The sequence below is a fragment of the Rhodococcus sp. NPDC060086 genome, assembly GCF_042730275.1.
GTDB lineage: Bacteria > Actinomycetota > Actinomycetes > Mycobacteriales > Mycobacteriaceae > Rhodococcus.
On the sequence record NZ_JBHWWZ010000046.1, the window covers coordinates 1 to 21,035 of the forward strand.

Annotated in this window: 16 protein-coding genes and 1 pseudogene; 4 read left to right on the forward strand and 13 right to left on the reverse strand. The window is 65.6% G+C overall.

Translation table 11 applies throughout. The features are described 5' to 3' along the window. Positions 1-206: pseudogene (locus tag ACFWB0_RS20440) on the forward strand (hypothetical protein); the annotation flags it as partial. Between the two features lie 9 nt (positions 207-215). Then, entirely contained in the window at positions 216-1,220 is a 1,005-nt protein-coding gene (locus ACFWB0_RS20445; protein WP_072815798.1) for a DUF4192 family protein, read from the forward strand. A gap of 230 nt (positions 1,221-1,450) precedes the next feature. Here the strand turns inward: ACFWB0_RS20445 and ACFWB0_RS20450 are convergent, their stop codons facing one another. The 3 genes from ACFWB0_RS20450 to ACFWB0_RS20460 form a co-directional block, all read right to left on the reverse strand. Continuing rightward, positions 1,451-1,615, reverse strand: a complete 165-nt coding sequence (locus ACFWB0_RS20450; protein ID WP_155621909.1) for a hypothetical protein — start codon at positions 1,613-1,615, stop codon at positions 1,451-1,453. A gap of 120 nt (positions 1,616-1,735) precedes the next feature. Next, the gene (locus ACFWB0_RS20455; RefSeq protein WP_371053999.1) at positions 1,736-2,074 is read right to left on the reverse strand and encodes a hypothetical protein; all 339 of its coding nucleotides are present in this window, start codon (positions 2,072-2,074) and stop codon (positions 1,736-1,738) included. Positions 2,075-2,270: 196 nt separating this feature from the next. Then, positions 2,271-2,726: a hypothetical protein gene (locus ACFWB0_RS20460; RefSeq protein ID WP_378492284.1), complete on the reverse strand. Its 456-nt coding sequence runs from the start codon at positions 2,724-2,726 to the stop codon at positions 2,271-2,273. A 230-nt stretch (positions 2,727-2,956) separates the two neighbouring features. Here ACFWB0_RS20460 and mobF point away from each other — a divergent pair, with 230 nt between their 5' ends. Then, positions 2,957-7,378, forward strand: coding sequence for a MobF family relaxase (mobF, locus tag ACFWB0_RS20465; RefSeq protein ID WP_371054019.1), 4,422 nt, complete (start codon positions 2,957-2,959; stop codon positions 7,376-7,378). Positions 7,379-8,024: 646 nt separating this feature from the next. Here the strand turns inward: mobF and ACFWB0_RS20470 are convergent. The 7 genes from ACFWB0_RS20470 to ACFWB0_RS20500 are packed head-to-tail and all read right to left on the reverse strand — an operon-like array spanning position 8,025 to position 16,818. After that, positions 8,025-8,609 carry a hypothetical protein gene (locus ACFWB0_RS20470; RefSeq protein WP_371054001.1) on the reverse strand — a complete coding sequence of 195 codons (585 nt, stop codon included), beginning with the start codon at positions 8,607-8,609 and terminating at the stop codon, positions 8,025-8,027. Further along, complete coding sequence (locus tag ACFWB0_RS20475; RefSeq protein WP_378492285.1) at positions 8,606-10,417, reverse strand: type IV secretory system conjugative DNA transfer family protein; 1,812 nt, start codon at positions 10,415-10,417, stop codon at positions 8,606-8,608. The genes ACFWB0_RS20470 and ACFWB0_RS20475 overlap by 4 nt, the downstream gene beginning before the upstream one ends. Then, the gene (locus tag ACFWB0_RS20480) at positions 10,414-11,913 is read right to left on the reverse strand and encodes an ATP/GTP-binding protein (RefSeq protein WP_229581435.1); all 1,500 of its coding nucleotides are present in this window, start codon (positions 11,911-11,913) and stop codon (positions 10,414-10,416) included. Before ACFWB0_RS20480 ends, ACFWB0_RS20475 begins: the two co-directional genes overlap by 4 nt. Further along, positions 11,913-13,505 carry a hypothetical protein gene (locus ACFWB0_RS20485; RefSeq protein WP_371054003.1) on the reverse strand — a complete coding sequence of 531 codons (1,593 nt, stop codon included), beginning with the start codon at positions 13,503-13,505 and terminating at the stop codon, positions 11,913-11,915. The genes ACFWB0_RS20480 and ACFWB0_RS20485 overlap by 1 nt, the downstream gene beginning before the upstream one ends. Further along, positions 13,505-15,631 (reverse strand): hypothetical protein, encoded by a 2,127-nt coding sequence (locus ACFWB0_RS20490; RefSeq protein ID WP_371054004.1) that lies wholly within the window; start codon positions 15,629-15,631, stop codon positions 13,505-13,507. Before ACFWB0_RS20490 ends, ACFWB0_RS20485 begins: the two co-directional genes overlap by 1 nt. Before the next feature lie 2 nt (positions 15,632-15,633). Then, complete coding sequence (locus tag ACFWB0_RS20495) at positions 15,634-16,386, reverse strand: hypothetical protein (RefSeq protein ID WP_260783143.1); 753 nt, start codon at positions 16,384-16,386, stop codon at positions 15,634-15,636. Between the two features lie 33 nt (positions 16,387-16,419). Continuing rightward, positions 16,420-16,818, reverse strand: a complete 399-nt coding sequence (locus ACFWB0_RS20500) for a hypothetical protein (RefSeq protein ID WP_226949904.1) — start codon at positions 16,816-16,818, stop codon at positions 16,420-16,422. A 251-nt stretch (positions 16,819-17,069) separates the two neighbouring features. Here ACFWB0_RS20500 and ACFWB0_RS20505 point away from each other — a divergent pair, with 251 nt between their 5' ends. Beyond that, positions 17,070-18,272, forward strand: coding sequence for an IS110 family transposase (locus ACFWB0_RS20505; RefSeq protein ID WP_371054005.1), 1,203 nt, complete (start codon positions 17,070-17,072; stop codon positions 18,270-18,272). A 32-nt stretch (positions 18,273-18,304) separates the two neighbouring features. On the opposite strand, the gene ACFWB0_RS20510 is transcribed toward ACFWB0_RS20505, so the two are convergent. Genes ACFWB0_RS20510 through ACFWB0_RS20520 form a run of 3 tightly spaced genes read right to left on the reverse strand, consistent with a single transcriptional unit; the run spans position 18,305 to position 21,007 of the window. Further along, a complete protein-coding gene (locus ACFWB0_RS20510; protein ID WP_371054006.1) occupies positions 18,305-19,825 on the reverse strand; it encodes an AAA family ATPase in 1,521 nt (506 codons plus the stop codon). 10 nt (positions 19,826-19,835) lie between these two features. Beyond that, positions 19,836-20,435: a hypothetical protein gene (locus ACFWB0_RS20515; RefSeq protein ID WP_072815812.1), complete on the reverse strand. Its 600-nt coding sequence runs from the start codon at positions 20,433-20,435 to the stop codon at positions 19,836-19,838. Next, complete coding sequence (locus tag ACFWB0_RS20520; protein ID WP_230810934.1) at positions 20,432-21,007, reverse strand: hypothetical protein; 576 nt, start codon at positions 21,005-21,007, stop codon at positions 20,432-20,434. The genes ACFWB0_RS20515 and ACFWB0_RS20520 overlap by 4 nt, the downstream gene beginning before the upstream one ends. Positions 21,008-21,035: the final 28 nt, after the last annotated feature.

Below are 21,035 nucleotides of genomic sequence, written 5' to 3' on the forward strand. Positions count from 1 at the left end.
AAAACCCGCCCTTGCCCGGCAGTCACCGCGCCCGGTTCACCAGGCCGCACCGACCGACCGAGGTACCCGCTCCACCACCGCCACCGAACCACCCCGATGCACCCGCAAAACCGCAGTTCAGAACCTATAAACGTGTGACCGGCATCACCAGAAAAGCACCGGAAAAGCACCAACTAAACATCGAAAAAGCATCAAAACAGATGTAAACTAGAAGCATGAACAACAACGAGAACGGCCCCGTTACCCGCCTCAACACCGCCCAGTTCATCGAAGGCATCCCCGCCTTCCTCGGCATGGTCCCGAACGAATCCCTCGTCATCGCCCTGTTCGATCCCCAGGGAACGACCGGCCCATTCGCCCGCCTCGACCACGACAACGCCACCGCCGTTGTCGCTCTCGACAAGCTCATGGCCGCCGCCGAGTCCGCCGACTTCAACGCCACCATCGCCGCGCTCGTCAGCATCCACCCCAACGGCGACACCGCAGAGGAAACCCTTCTCGCCGCCACCCGCCACGCCTACACGCTCGGTCTGGCCGTGCCCATCGCCGCCGTCCTGCCCCAGTACACCGCCGGTGAGACCTTCTTCAACTTCCCCAGCGCCGAATCCGGCGAACTCGGCGACATCCTCGCGAGCACCGTTGCTGTCCTCGGAGTCATCGACGGCCGCGCACCCATCGCCCCCAGCCGTGACGCCCTCGCCGCCGAACTCGCACCCGCCGAAGACCTCGGAGTGTTGTTCGAGCGCCAGTGGGACGCGCGCCAGGCCCGCGCCCAGGCTCCCGAAATCACCGACGCCGCGAACCTCGAGACGCTGCGCGACGCCATCGAAGCACCCCGCGAGCTGACCTACCCCGAAGCCGTCGCCGTCGCGATCACCCTCACCGACAACCCCCGCGCCCGCGACGTGGCCCTGTACTTCTCCCGCAACGTCGCCGCCGTTGCCATCCTGACCGACGCCGCCCGCAAGACCTCCGGCTACGCCCGCTTTACGATCCTGTCCGTCCTCGCCGCCGTCGCCTACGCACACGGCTACGGAGTCCGCGCCGCCGTCGCCCTCGACGCCATCGAGAACGGAGTAGCCCACGAGACCCAGATCCCCAAGCTCGCGCTTCTCATCCGCCAAGTCGTCGACCACGGCCTGCACGCCAAGGGAGTGCAAGAAGTCCTCGAGGCCGGTCGAAACGTCCTCCCCGAATTCGGATTCACCCCCGAGGACTGACAAACACACCACGAGGCCCCGCACCGACCGGTGCGGGGCCTCGCCCTATCTCCAACTCACCAACGAACCCGCCCGCACCTTCCGCAGCGCGCAGGGCCGAGCTCAGGGCATCGAGCCCCTTCGCCCGACTTCTCCCGCAGCTCGCGCACGGATCCGCGCCACCGCGCCGGGACGACACCCAACCGCAGTGCGACGACCGTGCATCGTCACGGTGCGATTCAGACGAGCCGTCAGAGAATGTCCGGCTTATCCGAGAAGCAGATGTCGATGCTGCGAGTGCGGGGTACGTCCAACACCGGTATGCCGGCGACCGCCGCATCGAGGGCCAGGTCCGAAATCGGCATCACCTCGAGCACGGCACCGAGCAAGGCCGCTTCCGCTTCACTGCGCTGCATAAGAACCCCTAACGTCTCCGAAACCGCCCCGACTCGCGTGCAACGGTCAACTCTCATCATCGAATATCCACCGTGGCCGAACCAACCGCCTCGACACATCAGAAGACGATCGCCTGCCAACTACCACAGCGTTCCTTGCGCCCCGTCGTGCAGGGCTGTCTCGACAGCGTGCTGATCCCAGCCATATCGCAAGACCGCCTCGCGCACCGCTCGTGAGCGTCGAGCACGTTCGGCACGGTCGGCGCCGAACCACAACCGCCGGCCCCCGCCGCGACCCTTACGCCCCATGTCCGCCATGTTCTCAGCGGCCGACGCGAGCACCACATGGGCAGCGAAGGCATCACCGTCGCCCGTGTTGACGCACAGCGGGTTGTCACAACGCCGGTGCATCGCCACTTCGTTGTCGTCGAGGCCACCTTCCAGCTCCACAGCGAGCGCGTAACGGTGCGGTCGCACCACGATCTGATGACCGTCTCGAGTTATCCAGAACCGTCCGTAGCCGTCGTCACCGAGTGCACCGACCCCAGAGGTGACAGGAATCCAAGTCCGGTCCGTACACCACGCGTTGGAAGAAGCGACTCCGTTCGATCTCGTCTCCTGGCTCCCACCACACAGTGGCTCCATCTCTGACCTCGCGCCGGTGCTTGCTGCCCGATCAGGAGCCGGAAGCAGCTACAGGCACGTCGGGCGTCGGTTCCTTCGCCTCACTGCCGCCCTCGCTCGATCCTTGTGTGGGAGGCGTCGAGTCGTTGTTCTCTTCGGCCAGCTTCACCAACCGGCGCACCATCGCCACGTCCAGATCGACGAGTTCGGAGATCGAGGTCGCCGTCTCGCCCCGTCCAGCAACCTGCGCCAGCGACCTGCCCGCCGCGAGTTCGGCCGCAGCCTTCTTCTTCTCGAACTCCTCGTTCGCCTTGGCGATCGCCGCATCACGACGAACAGCGGCCTTGTCCACCTTCTCCAGCGACGCCAACGCGCGCTCAAGGTCGCGCTGGTTGTCGCTGATCCGCTTGAGCAATTCAGCGCGCCGTTCCGACAGCTTCGACCGTGCCTGACTGCGTGCCGAGATCACCTTGGTCTCGTTGTGCACCGCATCCCCCGAACCACTCACTGCGACACCCTTCCCTTCTACAACAACTCACGCCGAGTCTAAACCAGCAGCCCGGCCAAACCCGTCGCTTCGCCGGAGCGGTCTGCGACCGCCGGCTACACCGATCTACATCGCACCGTATCCGGGCACCAACAACAGAAGAAAAAGGGGACACACCTCTTGCAGTTTTACTGACATTCGGGAATCCCGCTCCCAACCTGCACGTTCATACCGCTAAGATCAATCCCGTGATGACCCTCCACGTCCTGCACGCAGCGGACGGCTACGAGTACCTGACACGTCAGGTCGCCACAGCCGACCGCGAGCGTGAACGTGGAGCAGAACTGACCGATTACTACACCGCACACGGCACACCCCCCGGCGAATGGTTCGGCTCCGGTGTCGACGGTTTGAACGACCTTCTCGACGACATCCACGTCGCGAACGCCGACCGGATCTCGGTCGGAGATGTCGTCACCGAGGCGCAAATGAAGGCATTGTTCGGCGAAGGTCTCCATCCGAATGCCGACACCCTGATCGCCGAACTCATCGATCGAGGCGTCCCCTCCGAGGACGCAATCCGGCTCGCTCGACTCGGGCGAAAGTTCCCGACCTTCAAGAACAACGTCGAGCTATTCGACCGACACGCGGCCGAAATCGCCGAGTACACCGATACCCACGGACACGCCCCGAGTCCGGAGGAATCCGCTGCGATCCTCGACCGCATCGCCGGAGGAATGTTCCAGGACAAGCACGGCCGGCCAGTCGCGAACGAGGCCGAATTGCGGAACTGGATCGCCCACGAGAAGGGCAAAGTCCGGCACCCGGTAGCCGGCCACGACCTGGTTTTCACACCGCCCAAGAGTGTGTCGAGCCTGTGGGCACTGGCACCGAACGAGACGCGCATCGAGATCGAGCGCATCGTCGATGCCACGGTGAAAGACACCCTCCGGTGGATCGAAGAAAACGCCTGCTTCACTCGCGTTGGCCGCAACGGCGAGGAACAGATCGACACCAACGGTTTCGTCGCGACCCTCTACAAGCACTTCGATTCCCGCTGCGGGGACCCCAATCTGCACACCCACGCCGTCGTGTCGATCAAGACCCAGGCCGCCGAAGACGGCAAGTGGCGAGCCGTCGACGGATCGACCATGTTCCGCTTCGCCGTCGCCGCCTCGCAGCGATTCAACGCCGAAGTGATGCAACGCCTGAGCACCGAACTCGGCCTCGAGCTGACCCACCGCGAGATCGAGCAGGGCAAGCAACCCGTGGTCGAACTGGCCGCCATTCCCCGCGACATGCTCGAGATGTTCAGCTCCCGCCGCAGCGCAATCGAGGCCCGCCGCGACGAACTCGTGGCCGAGTACCGCACCAAGTACCAGCGGATGCCTGACGCCAAGACGATGTATCAGCTCTATCAACAAGCAACCCTCGACACCCGCGAAGGCAAGGCCGACGCGAAATCACTCGCCGAGATGCGCGCAGAATGGCGCGAGAAGGCCGCCGAAATCCTCGGCGGCAACGAGGCCGTCGACCAGCTCGTCCGCGACGCCTTCGCCGCCGATCACGCCCCGAGGCCACAGCGCCGCAGCCTCGACGACGACGCCCGAGCCGTGATCACCAAGCTTGAGTCCAAGCGCTCGCGCTGGCAACTGCCACACATCGTCTCCGCAGTCCAGGCCCACCTCGGCGGTGAGACGTTCCCCGACCTCGACACCTACCGGACGGCAGTCGATCGACTCACCAACCGTGTCATGGAGTTGTCGGTCACCACCCCACGCGTCGAGCTGCCCGCGATCCCGAGGCGTCTGCGCCGACGTAACGGAGACTTCGTGCTGTCCCACCACGGCAGCCACAAACACAGCTCCCAGCGCATCCTCGACGCCGAAACGATGCTCGTATCGGCCACCAGCGAACCCACCGTCTTCACCGCCCGCACCGCCACGATCCACGAGGTGTACGAGACGATGCGCGCCGAAACCGGCCGCAACCTCAACGCCGGCCAGCGCACCTTGACCGAGCACTTCCTGCAATCCGGGGCACTGCTGGCCGTCGGTATCGGACCCGCAGGAACCGGCAAGACCACCAGCATGAAAGCCGTCGTGCAGGCATGGCAGAACGAAGGCCGGGGCGTCATAGCCCTCGCACCCTCCGCCGTCGCCGCCGAAACACTCGGCGAAGAGGTCGGCGTCACCGGCCTGACCCTGGCCTCCCTGACCTACCCCTGGCGCGGTCTCGTCGGCAGTTGCCCCGGCACACTTCCGGCCGGCATCGACATCGCACCGGGCACGATGCTGCTCGTCGATGAAGCCTCCCTTGCCTCGACCCTCGACCTCGCCGCCGTCGTCGAGATCGCCAAGGAGCGTGGCGCAGTCGTCCGCCTGCTCGGTGACCCGGCCCAGCTCGACGCTGTGGAGACCGGCGGAATGCTGCGCTATCTGGCGCGCAGCACCGACGCGCCCGAACTCGAGACCGTGGTCCGATTCGGCAACGACACCGCTCAAGCCGACAACTCGATGCTGCTGCGATCCGGTGACTCCACCGGCCTGGATCTGATCTACGAACGCGATCTCGTGCGCGAAGGAACGCGCGAAGAAATGATCGGCCAGGCCGTCGAGAACTACCTCCACGACCTCGCGGACGGCAAAGAATCCATCGTCATGCTGCCCACCCGCGAGGATGTCACGGCAGCGAACATCCACGTCCAGGCCGTGCGCCGCCACGACGGAATCAGCGACGGATCCACCAGCGTTGCCCTCGCCGACGAACTCACCGCAGGCCGCGGCGACATCGTGCTCACCCGCAGCAACCGCCGCGATCTGAACCCCTCCGGCGGAAAGAAGGCCGGAGCGTTCGTGCGCAACGGTGACCTATGGGAAGTGCTCGATGTCGTCTCCGAACGTGGCGCACTGACCGTGCGGCATCTCGAGCACGGCGGCGTCATCACCCTGCCGGCCGACTACATCAGCACCCACGTGCAACTCGGCTACGCCTCCACCGTGCACCGCGCCCAGGGCGTCACCGTCGACACTGCCCACGCCATCATCACCCCCGGGATGGACCGCTCCGGGCTGTATGTGGCCGTCACCCGCGCCCGCACCGACAACCGGATCTACGTCCCGGTCGACGTGCCCGTCAACCTCGACACCGAGCGTCCGCACCTCGAAGACAAGAACGTCTCCACCGGCCGGATGATCCTCGAAACCGTCGTCGCCACCGACAACGGCCATCGAACCGCCACCGAAGAACTCGCCGAACAAGCCGCCCACGCCACCGACCCAGAGCGGCTGCGCGAGGCATATCTGGCCGCCCAACGCCGCCTCCGCGACGACGCACTCGAGACCGAGATGCGCCGCACCATGCCCGAACACATCGCCGCCACCATCGAAGGCACCGAAGGATGGGCGCAGCTTCGCCAGGTCCTCGCCGATGCCCACGACCACGGCCACAGCACCCGCACACTCCTCGGACACGCCCTCGCCGAAGGCCCCCTCGCCGGAGCGAAAGACATCGGAGCGGTCCTCGCCCACCGCACCCGCGCCATCGTTGGCCAGTTCACCGAACACCCGACATTGCCGCCGCTACCGATCCGCGACCCCCTCCACACCGACGCGGACATGCACGACTTCGCGGTCCAATGCGCCCGCCGCTACACCGAGACCACCGACCGCGCCGCGGCCGCAGACACCGGCATCGGCGAGGTCATCCGCCGCTACCGCGACACATCCGCACTGATCGAAACACAGAGAGTTCGCACCCTCGCCACCGCTGCACTCGGAGAAGAACTCGGTGCCCGCATCGCCGAAGAATCCTCTGCACGACTGCTCGCCCGCCAGCTCCACCGCGCCGCCCAAGCTGGCGTCGACCCGATCAACCTGCTGACCTGGCACCACGAACGCCTGGCCGAGAACGGCGTCGACACCACCGCGGCCGCGCTGCGCTCCGACATGGCCAAGCCCCTGACCGAGCTGATCGCCCGCCACAACACCGCATGGCTCACCGAGCACGAAGAGACCATCGCCGAGCACCTGCCCACGCTCGCGTTGCAGACCGACGACGAACGCGCCCAGGTCATCGCCGGACGCATCGAACATCTCCACCGCCTCAGCGGAGCGAGCATTGAGGAGGTCGTGGCCGATCTGGCAGAGCGGGCCGGAGCCACCGCCCCAGCAACCGTGCTTCTCGCCGAACTCGACCGCATCGCCGCCGACGGACGCGACCTTACGAACTCCGACGCACCCGAATGGGTCGTTGCGCCCGTGTCCGACGCCGACACCATCGACCCCGAACTTGCCGCCACGATCCGCGAGGACTACCAGGCCATCGCCGAGCTGCACCGTGACTTCCGCGATCAGCTCACCGCCGACACCGCACCGATCTGGGCGCGGTCGAGCCTCGGTGCCTGCCCCGACGATCCCGAACACGCTGCTCTGTGGCGGGTCGCCGTCGCGGACGCGGCTGCTTACCGCAGCACCCACCACATCACCGACGAGGACACTCTCGTTGGAGGTCGGCCGAAGGATCGTCGAGCCGCACTCGACTGGAACCACGTCAACCGTCAGCGCGAGCAGCTACACGAACGGCACCGCCAGCAAGAACACCGGCGTCCGGAACCGGAAGCTCAGCCGCGCCCCGAGTTCGAGCAGGGCAGACAACGGCAGTGGCGTCCGTGATGTTCCTCGGTTAGCGAGGGCAGAGTCCGCAAGGGGCCGACGGCGGGATGCCGGAGGTGAGGGGGCGGGAAAGTCCGAGTTGGGGCGTGTGGTACTCTGCCACTGGAAATACGCGTCTTGCCGATACCGGTGCAACGGTATCGGCTTTCGCGTACCAGCCACTCATTATCACAACTCAAGAAGGAGGCCTTCATGGTCCTTGTCGAAGCGCGTAAGCGCATGTTCGGATTCATCGGGCGGTTGCTGGCAGGCGCCCTGGCCCGATGGACTCTCGACAAGATGTTCGAGCAGCTGGTCAGTATCTAGTTGTTCACGGTGGGTGTTCCGGATTCATCCGGGGCACCCACCAGCGCATCTGCCGGAAACAGTATCACTCTTGAGACATTTTTTAAACCCAAGGAGCTTGGGGCTCGAGGTTGAGGGAGATTCTGAGGCTCAAAATCACGATGCGATTGGATCCTTCTGACCCCATGAATCCAGGACCCTGTGATGATCCATCTGCACCGTGTTTTCCAGATCGATTTGTGCTGGTGAGCGTGTCGTGGTGGCCGGTCGCCGGTACCTGGGCGGGCACTTCCGGCGACCGGCCACCACACCGAAGACAGGCCGGGTGGTGGGTCCGGCCCTCGTTGTCCTCGGCGGTCTTCTAGGTCCGTACGTACCCCTCCGTGTCGTCAGACCACTCCCAAACGTGACCGTCATACGAGACCGGCCCGAACTCGTCATCAGGATCGACCGGTTCGGCATCGCCCGAGTCGATCAGATCGACCATCCGCGCAGCGTCGATCACCGCAGGCCCCGCCCCGTTGCCCGAGTCCGGGGTCGGCCGCGCCGCGATGTCGGCCGCGATCCACTCCCGCGCCCCCTCGAGCAGCGTGACCTGCACGGTCGGCGGTTCGCAGCGCCCGTCGATACAGTCGCCGAACTCGTCGGAGTTGGCCGCCAGCCGTTGCAGAAGCGGTTGATAGACCTGGTAGTGCCAGCTTCCCGGCGACCACGAATGCACCTGACCGTCGCCGAGCTGTTCGTAGGCGACCTTGTGCGCCGACATCGCCGCCGTCAGTTCCTCGACCATCTTCGGGTGCCGATACCAGCAGCCCTTGATCCGATCGGTGAGCCGGTAGCAACCGCGAAACCACTCCACCCACTCGATCAACTCGTCCCACAACTGTTGTGCTTGTTCCTGGTCGAGATGCCGCCACGACAGCCGGCCCGGTGTGTACCCGCTCATCCGAGCACCACTTCCCCGCCCGTGCGGGACCACGCCCAATCGGGCAGCTCCCCCGTCTCGCAGACCCAGTTGTAGACCTCTTGAGAGTCGAGCACCCGCTTTTTCCAGTGCGGAATGTCCCACACCAGCGGGAGATGAACCCGAGCCGGAGCCGCACCCCGGTAGATCATCAACGCCTGGTCAGCAGGCATTCCGCGAATCTCCGGGGCGGTCATCACCTTCGTCTGCCGAGGAGCCTGCGTCGGAGACCACCACTGTTCACGCTCACCGGTCAATCGGGAGATCTGCTCGAGTTCATTCACATCACCGAGGCCGGGCAGGATGATCCGCACCGGCGAGTTCGTCGTGAACATCTTCCCCGCGCTCGGACCCCATCGCCGGATGTTCTGCTCCTGACCGTGGCAGAACGCCCAGATCGAGATTCCTCGCCCGGCGCTGTCGGATACCTTGTCGGGCAGATCCGGGATGGGCGCGACATTGTTGACCTCATCGAGAACGAACCGCACCGGAGGGTCGATTCTCTCCTCTGGGTACTCCCGCGAAATCTCTTTGGCCAGGTAATACGCCTCCGCCGCCAACGCCGTGACGATCGGTGCGCTCGAGCCGTAGGAGCCTTCGGAGATCAGATACAGCGTCCCGCCGTCGCGGATGAGCTGTGCGAGGTTCACCGACTCGTCGGCGGTGACGTTGACTGCCGCCATCAGCTTCGGTGAGGCGAGGGGATCGAGCAGCGTCGAGACCGTCGACATCACATCGTCGACCGAATCCGATCCCGAGCCGCCGAGCTGCGAATACTCCACGCTCCACGTCGGCAGGTTCCGGTCCAGAATCTCTTTGACCTTCGGCACCTGCCGCTGCATCGCCCAGCGATAGAAGGTGGTCACATCCCCACCGGACACCGCCGCCGCATACAGACAGCACCGCAGGTACTTCGCTGCATTCGTCGAGAAGTACCCACTGTTCTTGGTATCGCCGAGGGGAACAGCCTGCACCAGCGCATCGGCACGTCGGATCGCCGTGTCCGGGTCATCGCAACCGGCCAGCAGGGACCACCGCATCGGCGTCGGCCATCGCGTGATGCCCTCGGGGTCGAACACCTCGACCGGGCCGGAGACCAACCGTTGCCCTACCGTCGACCACAGCAGATCAGGTTTGGTGGTCGTGGCCAGCACGAACCCGACCGACTCGACGATCCGCTGCCAGGCCAACCGCCAGCTCTTGCCCGATCCGGTCGGACCCTCGACCAGCGTGCCGTCCCGGTACTGGACGAACACCTCGGCATCTTTGCCATGCTCGCCGTAGAGCGTGCCGATCCGGGTCGCCACTTGATGCGCGTCGATCTTGCGGGCCGGAGTATCACCCAAGCTCGCCCGATTCGTCTTCGCGGCTTTCACTGCGCTCTTGCGATCGAGGCCGCGCTGCCGCAGCTCCGTCCGGTCCGCAAAACCTTCTTGGCGCGTGCGCTTAGCGCGTTGACGTGCCGAAACCTTCCCGTCGATCACGAGGACGACGGCGATATAGGCCAGCATCGCTGCGATCAGGCACACCCACACCGCGACCGTCGAGCCCGGCCGCGAGTCCTCGGGCCAGCCCACCGTCGGATCGCCCGGCGTGAGCACCAACGCCCGCAACACCGACAACGTGCCGTGCAGCCCTTCCGGGAACACCGGGCCCGCCCCGGTCACTAGGCCGGCAACCGCGCCCCCGGCGTACACCGTCCACAGGACCCCGCCGATCACCACGACCACCAGGCCGGTGCCGACCGGGATCACCGGCTGTGTCGGCCGCTGCTGACCCTGCTCGTTCACTGCACCGCCCCCACCAGCTCGGCCAATTCCTCGGCATCGAGAGTGTCCGGGAGCCGGGTCTGCCCGACCAGCGTGCTCGCCTCACCCCGAATGACCTCATCGGTGTCGGTGAGGGTGATCTCGAGCGGGGACCGCTCGTGCTTCATCAGCACCGGATCGGACTTGCCCATCACCACGAGACACTGCCCCTTGTGCATCGACATCAGCAGATCGACGCAGTATTCGGGCAGGTGGTACATGCGAACCGTCTGCTCGGCATCGTCCACCCGGTCCTGTCCGTACAGGAACACGATCCCGGCTTCCTGCATCAACGCTCGAGCCGGAGAATCCGCAGGTAGATCGGCGATGTGATGGAACGCTGAGACCGTGGACAGGCCCAGGCCGCGAGAGAGCTTCATATTGTCGCGGAAAACCCGCCCGGTCGAGCCTTCCGCGATGTGCCAGCCTTCCTCGACGATGAGAATGGTCTGCTTGTGCTCGGATGCGCGAGCGGCGAGAACATTCGACAGCCACGTATTGATGACCGTCATCACCACCCGCAGCGCCGGTCCCTTGTTGGGCAGTTCGGACACGTCGAAGTGCACGAGCGGATGGTCGAGCGCATGACGGACATCGGCCGAGGTCGGCTGATCGACCAACCCTCGCAGATCTCCTTCGCAGAGCTGCCGCAGCGCCAGGCCCGGATCACGACCCCACCGGCACGCTTCCTTCTCCCACACCTCGCCGAAGGTGACTGTCGCTTCCTCCGGCGTGGATAGCAGCAGATCGGCGACATCACGCAGGATCGGCTCGGTGCCCTCGCTGCGGGCACGTTCGTTGACCAGTCTCAGCGCCAGGTTCAACGCCGCGATCTCCGTCTGCACCAACGTCCGCTGCATGGTGTCCTCGAGTACCGCGGCAATCAGCACTTCTTGACCGGCCGGCACGATGCCACCAGAAGTGGTCACCGACGACGAAATCGCCGGGTCCATGATGTTCAACCGCGCACCGTCACCGCCGGTCTTGAACCTGATCGACGGCACCCCCAGCGACTTGGCGAGCTCGGTGTACTCACCACCGCGATCACCCTGACGCTTCTTGTCGATCACCACGACCTGACGGCCGGCCGCGATCTGCCGCAGTCCCAGGGTGGTCTTGATCAGTGAGGACTTCGCCTTGCCGATGTCACCGACCACCGCGACGTTGATGTTCTCGATCTCACTTCCGTACAACGCGAACGGATCGGTGATGACCAGCGCATTCGACATCAGGTTCCGCCCCGACACGAGACCTTCGTGCCGCACGTTCTTGCGGGTGGTCGCCAGATTCAGCGCTTCGGCCTGGCGAGTCGTCGACCACACCCCTTCCGGGCGTGGCTCGTACCAGCCCCACCGGTCGAGCCACTTGTTGCGCTTCGGCGGACGCCGACGAGGAACCACCGGCGTGTCCGCCTGATCTACCTCCGGAGCGGTCGGCGCAGGCGCAGCGCCCTTTTTGCGGTTCAGTAGTGACGGCATCAGACCCCCTTGGCCCGGGTGTACTTGGTGGCCGCGAGTCCGCGGCCGAGCGGCAGAGTGAGGAATTGCGCGACATCGTGGCTGTCGTCGAACCAGGTGAACTCTTTGATGGCGGCTTGGTCGGCGGCCTGCTCGAGCCGCGCACACGCCCGCATCACCGCATCCTCATCCGGTGCGGTGACCGACACTGCCATCGACCAAATCACCCCGTGGTGTCCCGATCCCGGCTTGAGGTCTTCGCGGCGACGCAGCGACGCCGACGCCATGACCTCCGATGCACCGTCGGTGACCTGTCCCTTCTTTCGCTCCTTGTACTGGCGTGCTGCATCCTCGGTCGCGTCCTTGCGTGCCACCTGGCGCGCTTTGACTGCATCGACGAAATCCATCCGCACCTTCACCGTGCGAATTGTTGGCTGGGCCGGAAGCCCCTCAACAGGATCGCCGGGGTCCGGGTCGACGCCGGTCAACAGCGGCGAGAGCCATTCAGCGTGCAGCGGGATCGGTTCGATCGAACCGGGTCGGATCAACCCGACTCGGGTATCCCATCGGTCGGACACCCGTGTCGACAGGTCTCCGCCGACATACGACGGCCAGCAGTTGCCCCAGTTCGCGCCCCGGTGGGCGTCGAGTGCGTAGGACGGATCGAGCATCGAGCGGAACACCGCACAGGCACGCTGTTGGCCGAGCACCTGCACCTGCCCGAGCCGGGCCGAGGTCAGCGCGCCGACCGCCCGCATGGTCTCCTCGACGATGACCTGGCCGATACCGGCCTTCGTCTCTACGCCCTTACGCTTGGCGACCGCTCCGGCCGCCGACAGCAGTTCGATCGACTTCGGGAAGATCAGCGTGGCGTAGGAGCGATGCTCTTCCGACTCCGGGGCCAGACCGTCGATGAGCTGGCCGTAGGACTCGACCGCAGGCATCACCCGGTGTGCATGAGGATTCGCACGCACCACCGATTCCATCCACGCCACGTGCGGAGTCAGATCGGCCGGCACCGAGCGGTGCACCATCTCCAGCCCTCGAAGCAGCGAGGATCGGCGCGCGAACGAGGCCAGCGTGCGCGAGAACGCCTGCGAGGTCACCGCCCATTCCTCCGCGCCGCGGAGTCCTTCGGCGAGCCCTTGAATTGACAGCACCACCGAGTAGTAGTTGTTGTCACCAGGGGTTTTGTGCTCGAGGATGAACATGTCGTCCAGGCCCGTATCGGTCAGGTCCAGCGGAGCGACATTGCCGAGCGGTACCGGCAGCTCCCACCCCGGATCGGCCCCGAGCACCCCGTACAGCTCATCCCCAGGCTGGCGGTAGATGTGCTCACCGGATTTGCGTCGCCGCCGGTCCCGCAGGCGGTGCATCTTCTCCCCCGCCCACGAGCGGCGCCCGTTGATATCGGTGGTCGCGCCCAACGTCGCGGCCACCAATGCCACGACACCGAGCAACGTCCAGATCGTCGACCCGAAGTACATGAAGAGGGCCAACGAGAGAACCAGTGCCGCTGCATACGCCGCGAGTACCGGTTCCGGGACGGGGATCAGTCCCCGTCGCGCGATCTCCGAACCGAGGATCGAGGTGCGCTGCTCATCGTCACTCATCACTGATCTCCCGTGTTGTCGGCCTGCTCAGGCGCGTTCTGCGCTGCCTGAGCGGCCTTGTTCAGTGCCGCACCGCCCACGGTGCCCGCCACCATGACTGCCCCGACCCCGGCCGTCGCGAGGGTGCCCGTCGCGCCCTTGGCTGCGGACATGAGCTTGCGGGTGTTCGAACCACCGTGCCCGCTGCCGCTGTGACCTGCGGTGACACCCGAATGGTGAGCGCCGGCCCCACCGGATCCGGTGTGCGATGCCCCGTTCGACGACTGCGACCCGGCTCCGCCCGAATGCGAGGTGCTCGCCGCCCCCGCCGACCGGGCGGAAGCAACCTCGCCGCCCCCACCGCCTCCACCGCCCTTGCCGTGGCGCGCCATCATCGCCATCTGCGCGGTCTGCAACGTGCTGCCCATCCCCTCACCGGCGGCCGAACCGGTGTCGCCGAACCCTTCCGAGTCCTCACTGGACGGCATGAACGGCGCGTACTTGAGCAGCGACCACGGCGCCAATCCGACCAGGCCGATGCACACCGCCGACATCGCCAAGGCGCCAAGCGATGCGAGGTCACCGTCGACGTAAGCCCCGGCGCTGCTGTCGATCAGCACCGTGGCTAAGAACCCCAGACCGAGGAAGATCACCGGCTTGGAAAACACGATCGAGATGAATACGAAGATCGGGCGCATCGCCTTCTTCCGCAGGTTCGGATGCACCCACAATCCGAACGCGACACCTGTCAGGCCGGCGAGGATCGGCAAGGCAGCGGCGTGCATCAACATGCCGAAGAACAACGCCAGCGACCCGAGAAACAACAACCCGAAGAACACGATGCCGGTCAGAGAGCCACCGACGACGGTGTCGCTCGTGATGCCTCCGAGCATTGCCGATACCGACACCACCGCCTGCTCCAAGTCCTGCTTGAGCAGTCCGGACAGGGAGGTGGTCAGCGCGTGCGAGAGCTGGACCAGCATTTCGGCGGCGGCCGGGGCGAACATCATCGACAGCACACCCAACGGGGCGTATCCGATCAGGCTGTGCGCCAGTTCCATTCGTGTCGATTTCTGTGCGGAGGTTCGGTAGATCGTGAACAGTGCGGTGATCGACATGACGAACACCCCGATTCCGCAACTGACCGCGTACCACCGCAGGAAACCTTCATCCCGCGGGTTGAACTCGTGGATGTTCGCCAAGCCCTCAAGGACCGAGGTGGTCAGCGATACCGAGCTTTCCTTGGTGCTGTTGGCCCAGTCGTCGATCACGCTGCCCGGATCAGCGATGAACGCGACCACATCTCCGGCCTTGTCGACGGCCGCCATACCGAGGCCGACGCCGAGCTGGATCTGAAGCGGCGTGGCGGCCTTGAGGACCACACCACCGACTCTGGCGAGATCGAGGAACCGGTCAGCGAAGTCGGTGTTCTGCTCTTTCCAGTTCCAGATGCCACCGAACATCGCTCCGACTTGTGCGTTCCAGCCCCGGCACTGGTTGATCTCGCTGATGTTGGTGCCCTTGTCGCAGTCGAGGAAATAAGCCCTGTTGCAGAGCATCTCGTGATCGCTGCACGGATTCTCGAAAATGTCGTCCGGTAGGTTATCGACCCACTTCTGTTGCTTCATCACTGCGATCGAACCGGCGTCGGGTGCTGCCGCCCAGGTAAATCCCCAGTGGTTCCCGCTGGGCTCCGACCACTTCGCCAGATCCGCAGCGCACACCTTGGCCGAGGGCGAGAACTCCGGGTCGCCACCGGGGAAGGATGCCGGCCAGGTGGTCGGAGCCTTGCCATCGAGCACCGCTTGCTTCGCTTCGTCCTCTGAAACACCCATCAGTTCGGCGTACTGCGCGATGCGCTGCGTCACAGGGGACGCCCAGTAGAGAATTTGCTGGTCGAAGCGGAGGTACTGCGCGAGGTACTGCCCGAAGTCGCCACCCTTGTCCGCACACGCCGGATCGGTCGACCACCCGGCCGCCTCGAACTCCGGGTGACCGGGAAAGAACTCCTTGAGCTCGTCTGGCATCCCAGCAGGCCACCCTTCGGCGGCGCCACTGAGCGGCTGCGCCCACGCAGGCGTCGCACTCGAGGCCAACGCGAGCACCGCCAGCAGCACCGCAAGCAAAGTACGGACAAGGGATCGCATGATTACTCCACGAAGAAGGTGTAGAGGCCGTTCGCGCCGAACTCGGCGAGAGTGGAATCCCCTTCGGGGAACGAGACCTCTTCGGGCTCGGGACCGGACCGGAACGTCCAATCCACGGCCTTCCAATCCCCGTTCTCCCACTCCAAGGTCACCGTGGTCGTGGACCAGACAGTAAGGACGCTGACCTTGCCCGTGCCGCTCAGATCGTTTTGGCTCGCCGAGACTGCCCACACCGACACCACCGCACGGTCATCCGAGTAGTCCGTGACGTTGACCAGGGCGGGAAGGACGTTCATCACCGTGCCCTCGGCCTGAGTCACGCTCTCGTCAAGGACTGCCAGCAGCGCATCGCTGGCGTTGCTACCGACGAGGGCCGATTTGGCTTCCTCGGCAGAGATTCGACCGAGAGAGACCTGGTTTGCGGCCTGCACGAAGTTCGTTGCTGCGGTCTGTGCTCCGGCTTCGGTGCGGTCATAGCCATGCGGAATCCCGTTGGTGATCGAGTTGGGACCGTGCCCGGTCCGCACCGTGTCGGACTCCGAGCTACCGCCGCTCAGCCCCGCGAGAATGATCCCGAGGATCGTCACCACGAGCAGGATCACCAGGCCGTACTTGAACCATGAGGGCAGTCTGTCGAACGCTGCCTTCCATCCTTTGGTCTCTGCCGTCTTCGCCGAGGATGTCGGCGTCGGTGCTGCTGTTGCCGAGGGCGATTGCTGGGAGCCCGGCTTGATCGAGCTGAAATCGGGTGCCATCTGATTCTCCTAACAGCGCTGGTAGATCGGCTATCAGCCGTTGACGACGAACAAGATGGCGCCGACGATGATCCCGGCTCCGGCCACGCAACCGAACGCCACACCAGCGGTCTTGGCCGAATCCATCGAATCGCTCAATTCGCTCTGGTAGCCCCCGGCGCGAGCCTTACGGATCTTGTAGAGCGAAATGATCAGGTTGACTGCGGATACCGCCAGGACCGCACCCCAGATACCGCCCGCAATCCGCGACCAGGTGCTCTGGAACGTAGGACCGAACACCCCCAGATCAGGGGAGATTCCGTCGAGTGGATTGTCGGTCTGAGCCGAGGCGGTGCCGGCGGTGAGCAACACCGTGCCGATCGTGGCCGACAGCAGGGACGCAGCACGGGCCACGCTACGAGGTAGCGACCGCATCGAGGTATTGCGAGACATCACAGGGGTCCTTAAGTTCGTAGGTGCAGTTACTTCGTGAGAGTTACGTTGAGCTGTAACCCGGGCGGGCCGGGCGAGGCTGCATAAGGTTTGCCCACTCTCGAGTGGGGCTTGAAAGGACTGGCCACCCGACCTGTCTGGACACCTCGGACCGCTGATTGAGATCTGCGAATGATCGCTTGTTTAAGGAAATGCCGGCGGAGGCGTCCATCGGGGCCAGGCCGGAACACAAGCGAAAACGAGGAAATCCGATGACCGGTTCGCAACTGTGGGCAGGAGTCGACGTCGGCAAAGAACACCACTGGATATGCGTACTCGACACCTCCGGGACGGTGGTGCTGTCGCGGCGATGCGACAACGACGAAGCAACGATCCGTGCGGTGATCACCGAGGTCGACGCACTCGCCGAGACGGTGTCGTGGGCGGTGGATCTGACCACCGCCTACGTCACCTTGTTGCTGACTGTGCTGGCCGACGCCGGGAAACCGGTGCGCTACCTGTCCGGACGTTCGGTGTGGCAGGCATCGTCGGTCTACCGCGGCGGCGAAGCCAAGACCGACGCCCGCGACGCCCGGGTGATCGCCGATCAGTCCCGGATGCGGTCGGACCTGCCCGTTCTGCGTCCCGACGACGAGTTGATCCGTGAGCTGCAGATGCTCACCGGCCACCGCACCGATCTGGTCGCCGACCGTACCCGGACCATCAACCGGCTGCGTCAGCAACTCGTCGCGATCTGCCCCGGACTCGAACGCGTCGCGCAGATCTCCTCGGACCGGGGCTGGGTGGTGCTGCTGGCCCGCTACCAGCGACCGAAAGCGATCCGCCGCGTCGGGGCGGCCCGACTGGCCGCAATGCTCACCGGGGCCGGGGTGCGCCACGCCGAATCGATCGCCCGGGCCGCAGTCACCGCCGCGAAGGCGCAGACCGTGCGGTTGCCGGGGGAAGATGTCGCTGCCGAACTGGTCGCCGAATTGGCGCAGGCGGTGATCGATCTCGACGCACGTATCAGGGCCGTGGACGCGGAGATCGAGGCCCGATTTCGCCGTCACCCTCTGGCCGAAGTGATCCTGAGCTTGCCGGGTATGGGATTCCGGCTCGGAGCCGAATTCCTTGCTGCAGTGGGTGACCCCGCCCTGATCGGCTCGGCCGATCAACTCGCTGCCTGGACCGGGTTGGCGCCGCGGCCCAGGGATTCGGGTAAACGCACCGGGCGTCTGCACACCCCTCAGCGCTACAGCAGGCGCCTGCGCCGGGTGATGTACATGTCGGCGTTGACCGCGGTCCGTTGCGATCCTCGATCCCGCGCCTACTATCAGCGCAAACGTGCCGAAGGTAAGCGTCCCGTCCAGGCCACGATCTGCCTGGCTCGGCGGCGCGTGGACGTTCTCTACGCTCTCCTCCGCGACAACCGCACCTGGCAACCGAACGTGCCGATCACCACGGTGGCGGCTTGACAGGATCATTGAGAGTCCTTTCACACAGAAGGTCAGGCGTAGGGATCGAAGCTCGACGGCTTCGGTGGTTGCGGCCGCCGGGCCGGGGCCGGCGGTTGGTGCACCTCAGCAGCGGATTCGCTCGAGGCGTCCGGTTCGGGGGCCGCTTCCGCCGCCTCGGCGGTGGGCCGGTAGTCCAGGGGCAGGTCCCTGGCCGGGTCCGTCTCAGGCACCCGGACAGCAGGAGCGGCAGTGGGTTCGGTTACCGGGGCCGGGGGCGGCTCAGCTGCGGGAACCGACTCGGGAGCCGGGGCCGGCTGGGGCGCTACGAAGCTCGGAACGTCCGCCGCGAACGTCGGCGGAGCCGGTTCCGGGGCGATCGCCGGAGCCGGTACCCCCTGCTGCCGGAGTCCGGCCTGCCGCTCGACGATGGCCTCGGCTAGCGCATCGGTCACCATCGCCGCGACATTCGTCCACGCGATGATCGAACTCTGCGACAACGCCTCGAGCGTGATCCGCTCACCGGTGGCGAAGACCGGCTCGAATGGGACCCGAACGTAGGTCTGCACACCGAGAGAGTCGAACTCGTCGACAATCGCAGTTTCGAGGTTCGGATCGGACCCCGGTGTCGCGCACAGCAGCACGATCGCAGAGCGCACCAGATGCTCGAACCCCCGCTTACGGAGGCCGTCGAGCATCGCGTACGCGTGCTGCGCCATGTCCCGGCGCATCGGCAGCGGCACCACCAGCACGTCGGCGTGGCGCACCGCCCACTGCCATGCCCCGGCCTGCGGAGTGGTGGCTGTGTCGATAATCAACAGGTCGCGATGGCGACGAAGCACCGCGCCCAACGCCGCGCACTCGTCCTCGCCGAGCATGTCGTCGTAGGAAGAATCGGTGTCCCCGGCCAGGATCTCGTCGTGGGTGGGCTGGAGCCGCAGATACGCCGCCAGCTCCCCCGCCTCGACGTCGGCCGACATCAGCCGCGATGCGTTGTCGAGGACATCCCACACCGTGCGTTCGATGGGTGCGGTGCGCGCTGCGCGAATGCCGAGGGTGCCGCCGGCCTCGCTCATATCCACTGCCACGACCCCGCGGCCGCGATGCTTACCGAGCATCGCTGCCAGGGCAATCGACGTCGGAGTTTTGCCGGCTCCGCCCTTGGTGTTGACCACAGCGACCGTGCCCGAACCCGGCAGCGTTCGCTGGATCGCTTCGACCGCCGCCCGGTGGCCGGTCTCTGCCGATGCCGCCTTCGGGGCCAGTTTCGTTCCCAGAGCTGCATTGATCCGACCCCGCCAACCCCACTGAGCAGGCTGAGAAAGTGCCGGTGAGGCGGCCTCGTCGAACAGTGCGCCGTGCCCGGTGGACGGCATTGCTGTCGGCGCGATCGGCTCGTCGACGGCCGCGAGAGCATCTACTCCGACCCCGTACGGATCGGCGATGTCCTCGGTTACAGGCTCGGGAGCCGGGGCCGGGGCCGGTTCGGGTTCGAGAGCGGGACGGCTCGGGCGTAGCCGCAGCCGACGCGGGTCGATGGTCGGTTCGTGGTTGTAGTCAGCGATGTCAGCCATCACGCTTACCTCACAGGGTGGTGACGGACGAAACGCGCCATCCGTCGCCGTTGTCGGTCAGCACCACGGCGACGTACTGCACGTCTGTGCCGATCTCGGTGCCGCTGGAATCGGTGACCGTGCTGGTCACCTCGTACATGCCGTGATACTTCGTCGCGGTATTGGCCTGTCCCTGGTTGGGGACCTCCACCGCCACGGCGGTGACCGTCGCGCCCTGCGACGCCCACTGTGCCCACTCACCGCTGGCCTTGACCGGGATCTGCACATCGGCGCGGACCTGCGCGTCGAGTTCGCCGGTCAGCACGCCCAGATCGGCGGCCCGCACCGGCGCGTCGTTGCGATTGGTGTCGGTACGGGTGTCATAGGAGAACCAGGTCTCGACGACCGTGCGGCCGAGCTCGCCCGGATCGGAAGTGTCCACACTCGGTGCCGCCGGAACGGGGGTGGACTGCTCGATGGGCGCAGCCGGTTCGGTGGGAGGCCATGCCTCCGTCGACGACGGTTGTGCCGACGAGTTCGTAGTGCTCTGGTCCTGGTCGGTCTCGGAGCTGCATCCGGCCACCGTTAGGGCTCCGGCGAGGACACCGATCAGTGCCAGTCGGCGGATCATTCGGCCACCACCAGATCCGACAGGCGGATCGCCCGCCATTCGCCGTAGCCCGGTTCGAGGCACCACTGCTCGGCCGGATTGCCGGTCGGCGTCACCTCGAGATCGAGAATGACCTGCTTTTTCGCCGCGAGATCGGCCAGTTTCACCCCGTCGATGCGTTCACTGCTCACCCGCAGACGCAACCGAACCGCCTCGACCTCAAGATGGTCGCGGACTTTCGCAGCGAGGAACACGGCTTTACCGGCGCTGGCCTCATCCGCCGAGTCCTGATCGCCGGGCCGGAAGATCCGATCGTCCTTGTGGAACGATCCGTACCAGGCGACATCGCTGGTGTCGGCATCGCCGACGACGGCGAACGAGCCACGTTCGTCGCCGGCCGAGGCCAAAGACACCACCGGAGCCGATGCCGCGGCCGCGGCCAGCTTTTCGGCCCGTTCACGCTGCTCGCGTTCTCGCAGGGCGTCGTAGTCCACATCGAACTGCTTGTAGAGCTCGCGCTTGATCTTCGGCCACTGAGTGCGCGTCATCAGGTTGTTCTCCGCAGCCCAAGCCCGCAGGTCCGAGGCCGTCATCGCCTGCACTGTCCGGGTCGATCCGAGG

Coding starts and splice junctions, on each gene's coding strand:
- mobF (WP_371054019.1), top strand. CDS start 2,957: ATGACCCTCCACGTCCTGCACGCAGCGGACGGCTACGAGTACCTGACA.
- ACFWB0_RS20495 (WP_260783143.1), bottom strand. CDS start 16,386: ATGGCACCCGATTTCAGCTCGATCAAGCCGGGCTCCCAGCAATCGCCC.
- ACFWB0_RS20450 (WP_155621909.1), bottom strand. CDS start 1,615: ATGCAGCGCAGTGAAGCGGAAGCGGCCTTGCTCGGTGCCGTGCTCGAG.
- ACFWB0_RS20515 (WP_072815812.1), bottom strand. CDS start 20,435: ATGATCCGCCGACTGGCACTGATCGGTGTCCTCGCCGGAGCCCTAACG.
- ACFWB0_RS20470 (WP_371054001.1), bottom strand. CDS start 8,609: ATGAGCGGGTACACACCGGGCCGGCTGTCGTGGCGGCATCTCGACCAG.
- ACFWB0_RS20505 (WP_371054005.1), top strand. CDS start 17,070: ATGACCGGTTCGCAACTGTGGGCAGGAGTCGACGTCGGCAAAGAACAC.
- ACFWB0_RS20445 (WP_072815798.1), top strand. CDS start 216: ATGAACAACAACGAGAACGGCCCCGTTACCCGCCTCAACACCGCCCAG.
- ACFWB0_RS20485 (WP_371054003.1), bottom strand. CDS start 13,505: ATGAGTGACGATGAGCAGCGCACCTCGATCCTCGGTTCGGAGATCGCG.
- ACFWB0_RS20500 (WP_226949904.1), bottom strand. CDS start 16,818: ATGTCTCGCAATACCTCGATGCGGTCGCTACCTCGTAGCGTGGCCCGT.
- ACFWB0_RS20480 (WP_229581435.1), bottom strand. CDS start 11,913: ATGCCGTCACTACTGAACCGCAAAAAGGGCGCTGCGCCTGCGCCGACC.
- ACFWB0_RS20520 (WP_230810934.1), bottom strand. CDS start 21,007: ATGACGGCCTCGGACCTGCGGGCTTGGGCTGCGGAGAACAACCTGATG.
- ACFWB0_RS20510 (WP_371054006.1), bottom strand. CDS start 19,825: ATGGCTGACATCGCTGACTACAACCACGAACCGACCATCGACCCGCGT.
- ACFWB0_RS20490 (WP_371054004.1), bottom strand. CDS start 15,631: ATGCGATCCCTTGTCCGTACTTTGCTTGCGGTGCTGCTGGCGGTGCTC.